The sequence below is a fragment of the Chloroflexota bacterium genome, assembly GCA_009840355.1.
In the GTDB taxonomy this organism is placed as follows: domain Bacteria; phylum Chloroflexota; class Dehalococcoidia; order Lucifugimonadales; family JADFKI01; genus Bin90.
Genome location: VXNZ01000049.1, coordinates 21,126 through 36,249, shown reverse-complemented (window position 1 = coordinate 36,249; position 15,124 = coordinate 21,126). Strand labels below are relative to the sequence as shown.

The 15,124-nt window shown below is 54.2% G+C and carries 5 protein-coding genes and 1 pseudogene; 3 read left to right on the top strand and 3 right to left on the bottom strand.

Going from position 1 to position 15,124, the window contains the following annotated elements:
- Positions 1 to 456: 456 nt before the first annotated feature.
- From F4X57_12790 to F4X57_12780, 3 genes and pseudogenes are all read right to left on the bottom strand, one after another.
- Positions 457 to 1,089, bottom strand: a pseudogene (locus tag F4X57_12790) (ABC transporter ATP-binding protein).
- 80 nt (positions 1,090 to 1,169) lie between these two features.
- Entirely contained in the window at positions 1,170 to 2,819 is a 1,650-nt protein-coding gene (locus tag F4X57_12785; GenBank protein ID MYC08026.1) for an iron ABC transporter permease, read from the bottom strand.
- 115 nt (positions 2,820 to 2,934) lie between these two features.
- Positions 2,935 to 4,176, bottom strand: a complete 1,242-nt coding sequence (locus F4X57_12780) for an extracellular solute-binding protein (GenBank protein MYC08025.1) — start codon at positions 4,174 to 4,176, stop codon at positions 2,935 to 2,937.
- Between the two features lie 2,983 nt (positions 4,177 to 7,159).
- Between F4X57_12780 and F4X57_12775 the strand changes: the two genes are divergently transcribed.
- Genes F4X57_12775 through F4X57_12765 form a run of 3 tightly spaced genes read left to right on the top strand, consistent with a single transcriptional unit; the run spans position 7,160 to position 15,067 of the window.
- On the top strand, positions 7,160 to 10,204 hold the full coding sequence (locus tag F4X57_12775) for a restriction endonuclease (GenBank protein ID MYC08024.1): 3,045 nt from the start codon (positions 7,160 to 7,162) through the stop codon (positions 10,202 to 10,204).
- A 4-nt stretch (positions 10,205 to 10,208) separates the two neighbouring features.
- Complete coding sequence (locus tag F4X57_12770) at positions 10,209 to 12,995, top strand: site-specific DNA-methyltransferase (GenBank protein MYC08023.1); 2,787 nt, start codon at positions 10,209 to 10,211, stop codon at positions 12,993 to 12,995.
- Entirely contained in the window at positions 12,995 to 15,067 is a 2,073-nt protein-coding gene (locus tag F4X57_12765) for an AAA family ATPase (protein ID MYC08022.1), read from the top strand. The genes F4X57_12770 and F4X57_12765 overlap by 1 nt, the downstream gene beginning before the upstream one ends.
- Positions 15,068 to 15,124 lie beyond the last annotated feature (57 nt).

Genomic DNA, 15,124 nt, shown 5'->3' with positions numbered 1-15,124 from the left:
CGTCATCATATCATACGGTCGTCCGCATTATACCTTGAATCGCCAAGAACGGCACAGGCGCACAATGGTATTGAAATTAACATGGATAGACAGGACAGGATGGGATAGTCGCAGTGGTACTACGGACTACGCAAACGCCAAGAATGGGGCGTCACCCTTCGGAGTCAGCGTTACACGCGTGCCACGGGCCATTGCGGAGTAGCCGAGCCGGTGGCAGACCAGCGTTTCACCACTGGGCATTTGCGCCGTCAGCATTGTTTCACCACCGCGGTATTCAGCGGCTGCGATGGCGCATGCGCCGGCGTCGCTTGTGGCGATCTCTAAATCTTGCGGGCGCACCATTAGCCGGATTTCTGCGCCTTCCGGCAGGTTTCCGGCTGCGCAGATGTACGGTAAGATGCCTAGCTCCGTGTCGGCGAGTCCGCCGCGTACTCTGCCTGCCAGAAAATCGCAGTCGCCGACTATTTTCGCGACTGCGATGTTGGTGGGGCGGCGGTACAGCGCTGCCGGCGTGTCTATCTGCTCTAGGCGGCCGTCGCTCATCACACCCACACGGTCGGCGAAGGCGAATGCCTCTTCGCGGTCGTGCGTAACGAAGATGGCAGCGATGCCTCTGTCTCGCAGTATCGCCTCGACTTCCTGCCGCACATCTTGGCGCATGCCTGCGTCTAGGTTGCTGAACGGCTCGTCAAGCAGCACGGCAATAGGGTCCGGAGCGAGCGTTCGTGCCAGCGCGACTCGCTGCTGCTGTCCGCCGGACAATTCGTGCGGGTAGCGCCCTTCCAGCGCGCCGAGCCGTACCAGTTCCAGCGCATCCGATGTGCGCTGACACTGCTCTGCCTTGGATAAGCCGTGCAATCCGAACGCCACATTTTGCGCGACTGTTAGATGCGGGAACAGCGCGTATTCCTGAAACACCATGCCGATGTTGCGGCGTTCCGGCGGCAGATGATTGCGCGCGTCAGAAGTTAGGCCCGGCTGCAACGCCAAGCGTCCGCCGTCCAGCGTCTCAAAGCCCGCGATTAGACGCAGAAGCGTCGTCTTGCCGCAGCCGCTCGCGCCCAGAATCGACAGCACTTCGCCCGGCATCAGTCGGAAGCTCAAATCGTCAACGGCGAGAACATCGGCGAAGTACTTCGTCGCGTTCCAGCACTCGATTAGCGGTTGGCTCACGCTAACGTCCTCTTCTCTCGCAGCGCGAGCAGTGTCAGCGGTATGGAAGATGTCAAGATTATCATCAGCGCGGGCGCGGCTGCCTGCGCGAAGAACGCTTCCTGAGTCGCGCCCCAGACTGATGTGGCGAGTGTCCTGAAGTCCAACGGCCCCAGTATCAGAGTGGCAGGCAGTTCCTTCATCGTAAGCAGGAATACCAGCGCCGCGCCCATCAGCACACCAGAGCGCATTAGCGGCAGCGTAACGCGCATCATCACTCGCAGCGGGTTGTATCCAAGACAGCGCGCCGCATCTTCTAAGCGTGGGCTGATTTGTAGCAGCGCTGAACGCACTGAGCCGAGCGCGACCGGGAAGAACAGCACGGCGTAGGCGAAGATCAGAAGATAGTGCGTCTGATACAACGGGCGGACATAGCGCGCGCCGAAGAATACCAGCGCGAGCGCGACCACCACGCCCGGCAGCGCGTAACCGGTGAAGCTGATAGGCTCTAGCACGCGGTTGAGCCGTGTCGGGAAGCGCACCAGCAGCACCGCCATCGCTATCGCCATCGCTGCGGTTACGATTGAGGCGGCGGCGGACACCAGCAGCGAGTTCTTTGTCGCGTCCCACAAGAGCAGCAGCGGCTCGCCGGCGTTCAAGCCGCGCAGCAACCAGTATGTCAAAACGCCGACGGGCAGCACGAGCGCAAGCAGCAAAACCGCGCCCATCGCAAGCATCGCCACCCACTTCCATCGCCCGAGCTTTATCACGGCGGGCATGCGCGCAGACCCGCCGCCGGAGCGGTAGTATCGCCCACGACCCCTCGTATAGTTCTCCGCAAGCAGTATCACGACCGCCATCAGCACGAGCACGAACGACAGCAGCGCCGCGATGGAGCGGTCTATCGAGCCTTCGTACTGCTGGTAGATGATGAATGTGAAGGTGTCGTAGCGCAGCAGCGCCACCGCGCCGAACTCACTGAGCGTGTACAGCGCGACCAGCAGCGAACCCGCGGCAATGGACGGGCGCAACTGCGGCAGCGTAACGCGGTAGAACGTGCTCCACGCGCCGTGTCCCAGACCGCGCGACGCCTCTTCAGTTGCAGGGTCAAGATTGGCGACAGAGCCGCGTACTGTAAGGAACAGGTATGGGTAGCTTAGCAGCGTCAGCACGGCTGTCGCACCCACCAAACCGTACAGGTCCGGCAACCGTTCCACGCCGAACAGCACTTCTAATCCCGATTGCAATAGCCCCTTCGGACCCAGCGCGGAGATGTACAAGAACGCGCCTACGAAGCTAGGAATGACCAGAGGCAGCGCCGCAAGCACCGTCCACGCTCTGCGGAACGGCAGGTCGGTGCGCGTCGTCAGCCACGCGAACGGCACGGCGATAGCGGCGGACAGCGCGGTTACACAGCCGATTAACAGCAGCGTGCGCCAGAGCGTCTCCAGAGTGCGCACGCGGAACAGCAAGTCCCATGCCTGATCGCTCGCGCTTGCGCCGCGCACTATTAGATAAACGACGGGCAGTGCCATCGCCGCGGCGACAAGCAACGCAGGAATAAGCGCGGACAATGGCGGCGCGCCCAGCAGCGAGCGCCGCCGGCCGGAGATAAGTGCCCAGCCGGCGGCGCCAACGCTATGCGAAATTCGCGCTATCGTTACCATCCGATTCTCTAGGTTTAGATGTGGGCGCAAGTCTGATGACGCCCATCACTAACCTTACACCAATGTCCCATATAAGGGGAAGGGACATTAGGAATGACGGTTACACCTCAATATATTAGTTCAGTATGCCAAGGTCTCGCAGTAGCATCTGCGTGCCGGCGAGGTCTTCGAGAGACGCCATGTCAACGTCCGGATTATTAATCTCGTCCAGCGGTATCAGTAGGCGGTTCGTCTTCACGCCTTCGACCAGTGGATACTCGTAGGTCTGCCCGGCAAAGTACTGCTGCGCAACCTGCGACAGCATGAAGTTGAAGAACCGTTCCGCATTGTCCTTGTTCTCGGCGTTCTTCAATATACCACCGCCGGCGACCAGTATCACACCGCCCGGTCCGCCGCCGGTAATATGGTAATTACGCGCACCGAAGTCTTCGCCTTCCTCAGCCAAGAAGCGGTGCAAGTAGTAGTGGTTTACAAACCCGACATCAATCTCGCCTGCGCCGGCAGCTGCGACGGTCGGCGTGTTCTTGGGATACACATTCGGCTCGTTAGCCTGTATGCCGAGCAGCCATTCGCGGGTCTTGTCTTCGCCCCAGACCACGCGCATCGCGGTTACCATCGCTTGGAACGATCCATTTGTCGGCGCCCAGCCTATGCGCCCTTTCCACTCGGGCTTCGTGAAGTCTTCCATCCGCGTGGGGAGCTGGTCGGCCGTCAGATTTTCCGCATTATACACTACCACGCGCGCCCTGCCGGATATGCCCACCCACTGGCTTTCAGGAGATCGCGCCCATGTCGGGACCTTTTCCGTGATGCTCGTGGGAAGCGTCTCGAACAGACCCGCATTCGCCACTTCGCCGAGACCGCCCGGGTCCTGCGCGAAGAACACATCGGCAGGCGAGTTTTCGCCTTCTTCAAGTATCGTGGCGGCGATGTCGCCCGTACTGCCGTACTTAACTGCGACATTAATGCCGGTTACTTCCTCAAACTGCGCGATGATGGGCGAAACGAGCGATTCGCTTCTACCCGAATATACCACAAGTGTGCCGGGATCGCGGTCGCGCACCACTTCGACTACCCTTTCCACCTCCACGACTTTCTCTACGGGCACTTCCTGCACCCGCACGACTTCCTTCTCCACCTCGACGATGCGCTCGACGGGTACTTCTCTCACGACCTCTTTTTCGACGATGACCTGCTTTTCGACAGGCACTTCCTTGACCACCTCGCGGACGGTTTCCACGGGGACAGTCTTTTCGACGATTCTTTCGACCTCAATGACCTGTGGCGCGACTGATGCGGCGGGCGTAGAGCCACACGCCGCAAGCGCTAATGCCGCGACCGCAAGCGCGACAACCATCAGACAAACCTTGTATCCGAACACTTCTATGAGACCTCCTGTCCCAGCGACACTACGCCGCACTGATTCTGTATATTGACCCAATGTCAACCCTGTCATTAATATTCATTGTTAATATGCACAAATTATGTTGACATGTCAATAAATAACCCTTGAGTAGCACTGAACATATCTATGTTTATAACATCTCTTGCCCTTCAAGTGGAGTGTTAGAAAAAGCACAAAATAACCGTGCCAAGCGCCAATAATTATTGAATGGTAGATTGCGAATGTGAATTCGCTCAAAGTTTTAGACCGACCCCCCTCTATTGGGAGGGTAAAGAGGGGCCGGCCACGAGAAAGGGAGAGAGTCTAGGTTGTATTGCCGCACCTTGCTATTGTTCGGCTCGGTGGGCGTGAGTATCTTTACAGTCCACTGCTAGGTAAGCACAGGCAAGGACGCGCACCAGATTTTTCATATCCTCAGGAACACTTGCCTCCGCAGCGATGTCTTTTGCAGCGTCAAGCGCGGTCCAAGTGCGAATCGGTTTGTCCAGTCCCACGAAATACGCGGGCAATTGATGCTCCAAACTGCTGCGCGCTTGGCGGGCAGTCGCCTCCTGCCGCCGTCTGACTGCTACGACACCTCGTATTGCTCCGCTGCCACCATGTCCTTGCCGGTCAATCGGCGATAGAGCATATTCGCTGTGTCTATGATCGTCTAACCGCATAGTTCTATCTGAAATATTATCTTACTGCTATGACATCACAAGAATTAGTATGCACTAATTTCTGTAAGCAATATACAGGCGCAAAACCGATGTGTCAACACATTTACCAGGAATTTCCGGCGATTTTGTAAATTGCTTTCTGCAAAGTCGCACGGTCGGACGAAGGATGGGCATGCAAGTCGCAATCAAGAATCATGATATGCAAGTCGCACGATCGGAAAATCAGGAGGTGTGGAAAGACAGAGATAGCCATACCCATAGTTTCTGTGGGCATGAAACAGACGAGCGAAGACGACACGGAACCGCACAGAGGAGATGCTCGGTGAGTGAAGAAAGATGGGAAGAGAAGGAAGAAGTGGTGGAGATAGGGGGAGTAATAAAATATGCCGTTTATAAGGTGTTACAGGTATTCGTGCTAATGCTCACTCACCCCTATCCCACATAATTTCCCACAATGTTCAGAAGAGACTCAATTTTCTTCCCTCTCTATTGGCGAATTTCGGTCTCATTTGGGCGAGTATTACTTTTCATCAAGCCGTGTCAAAGGCCATCTGGTGCGAATTGCTGTTCCTCTGCTACAGTGCTCCTTTCTCTTCGTGAGTGAGAAATGACCTCTTGAGGAGTCTCGTGCCGATCTGGCTCAATGTTGTCTTATCAATTGCAACTTAAAGGACATTGGGGTCCGAATTACTATAGAAACGCCTCGACGCTTGCGCCGGGTATGAACGGCTCTTAGATGATATGTAGGCAACGGCTTAGCGACTCTGAATTACCTCGTCGGCACCGGTACGCCTCGTATTTTGACTATGACTGTGTCAATGCTATCATGCGTGGCTAAGAAAACTGACTTCCAGTGGGCTCGCTTCGGTGCGGCGTCGGAACGGTGCCGATATTCACTTTCTATTGTCCCTGTCGTAACGTCCGGAGGCAACATAGAAAAATGTAAACAGTGCTAGTATGGCACCGACAATCCAGGCGCCAGTGGGAATGTCGCACTCGCTCGAATAAACGCTTCTGCACTCCTGATTGCAGTCGACGACCAGCCACATGAAAACGCCGAACCAGAACATAACAAACGAGTACCAAAAAGCTCGCACCTTCGCACCTCCTATAGCTGTTTGACCGCCACTATAGATGGCGTGTCCAAAATTGTAATTCAGGCTTGGTAAGCGGGTGTACAGGGATCGATGGTCTTGGAGTATTAGAGTGTGTAAATGCCATTACTCTATACACAGTGTTCGTAGCGCCGAAGGTGAGTGGACAGTCGGGCGTCAATACTTGAAACCGGCGCTAACGGTGTACGGCGAAGCGCTACCTGAAGTGTAGATGGCGAAGCTGACTTCAACGGAGAATTAAAAGGCTGCCTAGTGTACACACCACCCGTCAACTTAACCCACAACAAATATCTTCAGCATAACACCCGAGAATCACTTAAAGGGGAGAGGGCACCACTATTTTAAGCCACAGTGGACTGATAGAAAATCATTTTGTGTGCTTGCCAACCTGGGTGAGATTCGGCCCCGTGTTTGCGTGACTTTAGATTTGTTCTTATCTGCTGGGTCATTGCTTAAAATAGCGCAAGGATCTGAATGACGCTCTGGACGGAGTCGAAAATCAGATCTCAGCAGTCAGAGAAACTGATCCGTAAATCTGATTTCGCACCCCTAGGCACCCCTACCTAAGAGAAGAAAGGAGCGGCAAGCAGAATGAACGACATCACAACTCGCTATGGACGAATTGAACTAATCAACGTGACGAGGGGCGACTGGGTGTTTCGGATAAAGCGAATCGGTAATGTCCCTCTTGAGGGATATGGAAGAAACCGCAGAGAAGTTGAAAGCGAGGCACGCTCTCTTCTTCGCAGACTCCATGACGCTGCGAAAGATGCCGAGATTCTCTAGGGAAGTGTTAATTTATCCATAGTCGGCATGCGGGACCAATTGACAATCCGACTCTGAGTGGCTCTGAATGGAATGGTTCGAGAGACAATATCTTTACGGTAAGAGTTAGTTTGCGACCTACCGGTATGAGCGTGTAAGTCATACGACGGAAACGGCACCTCCTGAAGGTGTCAAATGAACGACTCTACCCGGCTACAATTTCAGATTGCCCACTCCTTAACGTGAGGTCTCAATATGCGTTCGCCTCCTAAAAAGACAAACCGATCATTGATCGGTAATGGCCAACGCAGTACAAGCCATTAAATCAAGTACCTAGATCGCGAGTGGTATAATTCATCCGATTCCTATGAAGTCGTTTAAGAGGAGTGCATCGTGCCCGGGAACTTCTTTGACAGCCCTGTTCTTAACTCACCTTACGGATACCCTGATCGACATTGGGAGTTGGATGAGAACAACCAGCCTACGCAGCGGGTAGTAGAGAACCGACGAAGTGCTAGCTTCTACACGCCTATCCCGAAGCCTCGGCGTCGCCGCCGGAGAGGGCGGGGGGCGGCTCAGGGTAGATTCGTAATGGATGAGGGCGAAGGACTTTCGACTTCAGAGCAAGAGTATGACCTTGCTGCGCACGTCGATGAGATTAGGCAGCAAGTTGATGCCTGGAGACGACTTCCCAATTCTAGGGACTGGGGCGTCACACCGGAGACGGCCCGCTTGCTCGATTACTGGCGAAATCACGACTTCGCCAATTACCGGCCCTTCTTCTGTCAAGTTGAAGCGGTAGAGACGATCATCTGGCTCACGGAGGTCGCTCCAAATCTTGGACCGACGGGCAGACGCATTCTTGATAGGATCGAAAATTCCAGTTCGGAAGCCAATGGCGATCTGTTGCGTTGGGCGCTGAAAATGGCGACCGGTGCCGGAAAAACGACAGTGATGGCTATGATCATAGCCTGGCAGACGATCAACGCCGTCAGGCATCCTCAAAGCTCGAGGTTTACACGTGGCTTCTTGATTGTCGCCCCCGGCATTACCATAAAAGATCGGCTCCGTGTGCTTCAGCCGAATGACCTGGACAACTACTACACCACCAGAGAGCTTGTACCCAATGACATGCGCCCCGACCTCAATAGAGCCAGCATCGTCATCACAAACTACCACGCGTTCAAGCTACGTGAGCGAATACAGGTATCCGCAGTAGGCCGCCGACTCGCTCAAGGCAAAACGGGACAGCCCCTAGAGACGCTGGAAACCGACGGGCAGATGATTCAGCGTGTAATGTGCGACTTGATGGGCATTAAGAATATCTTGGTGCTGAACGACGAGGGCCACCACTGCTACCGCGAGAAGCAAAGCAGAGATGACGAGGGTGATCTGAAGGGCGATGAATTACAGGAAGGGAAGAAGAACAGCGAAGCAGCAAGGCTCTGGATAAACGGCCTTGAATCAGTCAAGAAAAAACTAGGAATACCGCGGGTGATCGACCTATCGGCGACGCCGTTCTTTCTGAGGGGTTCCGGCTACGCTGAAGGAACACTGTTCCCGTGGACAGTATCCGATTTCTCTCTTATGGACGCCATCGAATGCGGCATAGTGAAGTTGCCGCGGGTCCCGGTGGCCGATAATATTCCTGGCGAAGAGATGCCGATGTACCGGAATTTATGGGAGCATATTGGCGGATCAATGCCGAGGGCTGGGCGCAGGAGTGCCGGGAACCTTGATCCTCGTCAACTTCCTGTCCAATTACAGACCGCTCTCGAAGCGTTGTATGGTCACTACAAGAACGTTTCTGACGAGTGGGAAAGAGCCGGGATATCTATCCCTCCGTGTTTCATAGTCGTCTGCAACAACACATCAACTTCGAAGTTAGTATACGACTACATTTCCGGTTTCGAGATTGAGCTCGAAAATGGCTTGATAGATACAGTTCCGGGTAAATTTGATCTGTTCGAGAATTTCGACGAGCACGGAAACAGGTTGCCTATTCCTCGGACGCTACTGATTGACAGCGAGCAGCTCGAATCCGGGGACGCGCTGCACGGAAACTTTAGGGAGGCCGCAGCTTCCGAGATAGAGCAGTTCCGGCGGGAGATAATCGCGCGAACTAACAATCCTAAAGAAGCTGAGAAAATCACCGATGAGCAGCTTCTGCGGGAGGTGATGAATACCGTCGGCAAGGAGGGACGACTTGGGGAGCAGGTTCGTTGTGTAGTTTCCGTATCTATGCTCACAGAGGGTTGGGACGCGAACACGGTAACCCATGTTCTCGGAGTTCGCGCTTTCGGCACACAGCTATTGTGCGAGCAGGTTGTGGGGCGCGCACTTCGCCGTCAATCATACGACTTAAACAATGACGACAGGTTTGACACAGAGTATGCCGATGTGCTTGGAGTTCCGTTTGATTTCACTGCCGCCCCGGTCATTGTCAAGCCCCAGAGAGTCAAACCTACTGTGGAAGTCAAGGCTGTCCGTCCAGATCGCGACCACTTAGAAATAGTCTTCCCTAGGGTTAACGGCTACCGTGTGGAAATGCCTAGCCAGAATGTCAGCGCGGACTTCACGGAGGACTCGGTGCTCGTTCTTACGCCCGAACTAATCGGCGCCACTGAGACTCGTAATGAAGGCATCATTGGCGAAGGCATAGATTTGGATCTGGTGCATACTAATGACCTCCGACGGTCAGAACTGATCTACAGGTTGACAGAGAGGCTAGTCGCGACTAAGTGGCATGATTCTGACGATGTGCCAATGGCGAACCAGTTCTTCGCCTTGCGTGGCATAGTCCGTAGGTGGTTGGACGAGTGTCTGGAATGTCAGGGAGGAACTTACCCGGCTCAGCTGCTATACCAAGTGCTCTCTGACATGGCTTGCGAGAGGATCACGGCAGCGATCACTCGCTCCCACATAGCGGAACATCCCGTGCGGGCATTGCTTGACCCTTATACACCGAGTGGCTCCACGAGATTCGTGAATTTCAGAACGTCGAGTGAGAATAGATGGGAGCCTAAGCAAAAGTGCCACATCAACTGGGTAATTCTGGATAGCGACTGGGAAGGGGAGTTCTGTCGAATCGTCGAAGGACATCCGAAAGTCCGGGCCTATGTGAAGAACCATAATATAGGCCTTGAAGTGCCTTACAAGCTTGGTTCCATTTCTAAGAAGTACATTCCGGACTTCATCGTTCAGCTTGATGATGGACACGAGGATCCACTTAACCTAATGGTCGAGATCAAGGGTTACCGAGGCGAAGACGCCAAGGTGAAGAAGGAAACGATGGAAACTTACTGGGTTCCGGGCGTGAATAGGCTCGGTCAATTCGGCAGATGGACTTTCGCTGAATTAACGGACTTTTACTTGATGTCCGAGCACTTTGAGGAACTCATACAGAGTCTAACGGGGGCGACCATTTCGGAGGAATAGATTTATGCGTAGAAGAACGCGGACACGGACTCCCAAGTCCGTTGAGACCATTACTCATGGTGACGCCAAGCGGCGAAACCTGCCGAATGCCGAACATCAGAGGCTGATGCGCGATGATGAGAGGCATCCTATTCGAGTAGCATACGAGCGACGCAATCCTGATCTAGACCCGCAGCTCGTCTGGCGTGGAAAGGAGAGTTTGGATCGCTCAGAACTCGTTGTCAATGTTCCCCCGATATACATCCAGGAGCGTGTTCATCCGAAGGTGCTCATTGACGATTTGATGGGACAAAGCGCGTCTCGAAGGGATGGCGACTCCGAAGGTGTGCAGGGAATCTTCGCTGACCTGTTAGCTGATTTCAACGGACTTCCTTCGGAGAGTGCGAAGACAGAGTTTTATCAGCACGATGCCAACTGGTCGAATAGGATGATACTTGGTGACAGCCTCCAAGTGATGGCTTCTCTCGCGGAGCGTGAAGAACTGCGTGGCAAAGTTCAGTGCGTATTCATCGACCCGCCTTATGGCATTCGCTTCAACTCCAACTTCCAGTGGTCGACCACTAGCCGCGATGTACGTGATGGAAACGCAACACACATCACGCGCGAACCTGAGCAAGTCAAGGCATTCCGCGACACGTGGCGCGACGGCATCCACTCTTATCTGGCATATCTGCGCGACCGCCTCACCGTAGCACGCGACCTACTCACCGAAAGCGGCAGTATCTTTGTGCAAATCGGCGACGAGAATGTACATCGTGTCCGCACCCTGATGGACGAAGTGTTTGGCGATGATAATTTTCTGCGACAGATAATTTTTCAAAAAACTGGTGGGTTAGTTCAGGACTTTCTCCCGCGAACCAGCGATTATCTATTGTGGTATGCAAAGGATCGAAGTTTAGCTAAATTTCGGAAACTTCACTTACAGCGATCAGCAAATCCTAAAGACTACCAATACATCGAATTGGACGATTCAACGCGTCGCTCTCTGACAAGCGGAGAAAGGCAGGTCAGCAATGGAACACCTCTCAAAGGCCGCTTGTACTCCACTACTTCTCTTGAATCTGCCAATCCACTCTTTCCCTTCACGCATAATCAACGCACATACACCCAGAGATGGAAGACTAGCGAAACAGGTTTAAGTCGTCTGGCGCTGGCAAACAGATTAAGCGCTATGGGTAGAACGTTGAGATATGCAAGGTTCTTTCAAGACTTCCCTGTTCGAGAGTTGCAGGATGTTTGGTCAGATACTATGGGAGAGCGGAATATCACATACGTGGTACAGACGAATGCGACAGTAATTAGACGCTGCATCTTGATGACGACCGACCCCGGCGACTTAGTGCTTGACCCAACCTGCGGAAGTGGCACGACTGCATATGTCGCCGAGCAGTGGGGCAGGCGCTGGATAACGATAGACACGAGTCGCGTTGCATTGGCGCTCGCCCGCGCGCGCATCATGGGAGCGCGTTTTCCGTACTACCTGCTCGCTGACAGTTCCGACGGTCAAGCCAAGATGGCTGAGATTGAAAGGAGAGCCCCTTCTGAATCTCCCAATTTCTGTGACATCCGTCAGGGCTTTGTGTACGAGCGGGTCCCGCATATCACCCTTCGCGACATTGCCAATAATGCGGAAATTAATGTCATTTGGGAAGATTTCCAAAAGAAACTTGAGCCGCACCGCAAGAAATTGAATCGGGCAGTCAAGCAAAGCTGGGAAGAATGGGAGATCCCACGTGATGCCGACAATACTTGGAAAGCGAACACGAAGCGAATCCACAAGGAATGGTGGGACCTACGAATGGCGCGCCAGCGTGAAATTGACGCCTCCATCGACGCCAAAGCGGATTACGAAGATCTCTATGACAAGCCTTATGAAGACAAGAGTAAGGTGCGTGTCGCTGGACCATTCACCGTCGAAAGCATCTCCCCGCACCGTATGCTTGAGGTTGACGAGAACGATGAGTTAATGGACCGTATCGCTGAGTCGTCCAACGGATATGGGCAAGGCTACGACTTCGCCTCGATAATTCTTGATAATCTGCGAACTGCCGGTGTTCAGCAAGCTCACAAGGAAGATCGAATTGACTTTGAGTCACTGACAGTGTGGCCGGGCCATTTCGTCTGCGCTGAGGGGATCTACATCCAAAAGGGCAAAGGACGCCGCAAAGCCAAGCAAATGCGCGCAGGCATCTTCATCGGGCCGGAGTTTGGCACAGTTTCCCGTCAAGATCTGGTTGATGCCGCACGAGAAGCCAAGGACGCTGATTTTGATGTGCTTGTCGCCTGCGCTTTCAACTACGATGCACACACGACCGAGTTGGAGAGTTACAGCGGCGTACCAGTTCTCAAGGCTAGGATGAACGCCGACCTGCACATGGCGGACGACTTGAAGAACACAGGCAAGGGGAACCTGTTCGTCATATTCGGCGAGCCCGACATTGACGTTCTGCCTGCGGACGATGAGCAGATTGAGGTGAGAGTGAACGGTGTGGATGTGTTCCATCCCAACACCGGTGAGGTTCGCAGCGACGGACCTGAAGGCATTGCCTGCTGGTTTATCGACACCGACTACAACAAAGAGGCGTTCTTTGTTCGCCATGCGTACTTCTTGGGCGCGAGCGACCCATACAAGTCAATGCGGACGACGTTGAAGGCGGAGATTGACGCCGACGCATGGGAATCGCTTCACAGCGCCGTCTCTCGTCCATTTGACAAGCCGGAATCGGGACTGATAGCCGTAAAGGTCATCAACCACCTGGGCGACGAGGTTATGAAGGTTTTCAAAGTCTGATGCAGTTCCGAATCGCCAACACATTCACGGATAGCCTAGCGAGACTCAGCACTCAGGACCAGTCAATCGCTAAGCAGACTGCGTTTGACCTCCAGACAGACCCTGGGCGCGGCGGACACCAAGTACACCCCATCCAAGGAGCAGCTGACAGGAACTTCCGCTCGGCGCGCGTGAATCGCGATATCCGTATTATCTTCCACCAGCGGGGAGAAAATGCAACTCTCTGCTATGTGGCGCACCACGACGACGCATACGATTGGGCGCAGAAGCGCAAGCTTGAAGCGCATCCTCGAACCGGAGCGGCGCAGCTGGTGGAAATAAGAGAAACTATCGAGGAAGTCCGAGTCCCTCACTATGTGCAAGTCATAGAGCCTCTGCCACCGAACCCCCCACTATTCGGCAGAGTCTCAGACGAAGAGCTCTTGAGTTACGGCGTGCCGGAAGAATGGTTGGAATACGTTCGTGGCGCAACCGAAGACAACTACCTTGAAGTGTCCGATCATCTGCCGGAGGAGGCAGCCGAGGCCCTTCTACAGTTGGCGACGGGGGGAACTCCACAAGCGCCTCTGCCGATAACGGCGGGAACCGACCCGTTTGAACATCCAGATGCGCTGCGCCGGTTCCGCGTTATGCGCGACATCGAGGAACTTCAGAAGGCATTGGAGTATCCGTGGGAGAAGTGGAGCGTATTCTTACACCCCGATCAGCGAGCTATCGTTGAACGGAACTACAACGGCCCCGCGCGCGTTTCTGGTTCCGCAGGGACTGGCAAGACTGTTGTGGCTCTGCATCGGTCGGTTTTCTTAGCCCGTTCCAATCCGGATGCGCGAGTGTTGCTGACTACATTCTCCGACACGCTGGCGAGTGCGCTGCGATCCAAACTTCGCGTTCTCATTACTGGTGAACCTGAACTCGCAGAGCGGATAGAAGTTGGCTCGTTGGACTCGGTTGCAATTCGGTTGTACCGAACAATGATCGGCGAACCTCAAATTGCTACAGATGAGGCAGTTGTTGACCTAATTCATCAGGTAGCCGGTAAAGAAGAAGGTCTGCAATTTTCTCCCTCGTTCCTTGTCTCCGAATGGCAGCAGGTGGTTGACGCTTGGGGACTGGCAACTTGGGAAGATTATCGAGATGTTCAGCGATTGGGAAGACGAAGGCGACTGCCGGAGACCCAGCGTAAGACTCTCTGGTCGGTGTTTAAGCAAGTCAGAGCGGGATTCAGCGAAAACCAACTCATAACCCGCTCGGACTTGTACCGGAGTCTCGCGAAGGCCGTCGCTCAGAGGAGAAATCCTGTCTTTGAATATGCCGTGGTGGATGAATCGCAAGACCTCGACATCGGGCAATTGGATTTTCTGGCAGCTCTTGGCGGCGACCGCCCTGACGGATTATTCTTCGCCGGTGACTTGGGTCAGCGCATCTTTCAGCAGCCATTTTCTTGGCTTTCGGTCGGCGTTGATATACGAGGACGCTCTCAGACATTGCGTGTGAACTATCGAACGTCCCACCAGATCAGGACGCAAGCGGACCTACTACTCGGTCCAGAACTTGCAGACGTCGACGGTATAACGGAAAGACGCAGCGGAACAATTTCCGTATTCAATGGACCGACACCCGCGGTGCATGTGTATGATTCGGAATCGCAGGAGATCGACGCAGTTGCTAAATGGATAATTGAACTATCCGAGGACGGAATGGCGCCAAGTGAGATTGGAGTCTTCGTGCGCTCCGAATCTGAACTCAGACGTGCCACTAGAGTGGCAGAAGCGGCTGGGCTGAAGCCTGTACTGCTTCAGGGCGACGCCGTAGCAGGGGAAGCAGGAGTCGCCGTCGGCACGATGCATCTAGCCAAAGGATTGGAATTTCGCGCCGTGGCAGCGATAGCGTGCGATGCCGAAGTCATTCCCTCTAGGGAAAGGATGGCGCTTATGGCGGAAGATTCGGATTTTAAGGACGCCTACAACACCGAACGATACCTGCTTTACGTCGCGTGTACCCGGGCTCGAGATCAGCTATTGGTTACTGGGGTTATTCCTGCGTCAGATTTTCTTGAAGACATGCAGATGTGACTTATCTGCCTTCAGATTCGGCGATTGGTTTGCGGTTCTCTTCAATCTTGACTTGGA

Bases quoted from the DNA above. Each gene is read 5' to 3' on its own strand.
- F4X57_12785 (MYC08026.1), bottom strand. From the start codon at position 2,819: ATGGTAACGATAGCGCGAATTTCGCATAGCGTTGGCGCCGCCGGCTGG.
- F4X57_12780 (MYC08025.1), bottom strand. From the start codon at position 4,176: ATGGTTGTCGCGCTTGCGGTCGCGGCATTAGCGCTTGCGGCGTGTGGC.
- F4X57_12770 (MYC08023.1), top strand. From the start codon at position 10,209: ATGCGTAGAAGAACGCGGACACGGACTCCCAAGTCCGTTGAGACCATT.
- F4X57_12765 (MYC08022.1), top strand. From the start codon at position 12,995: ATGCAGTTCCGAATCGCCAACACATTCACGGATAGCCTAGCGAGACTC.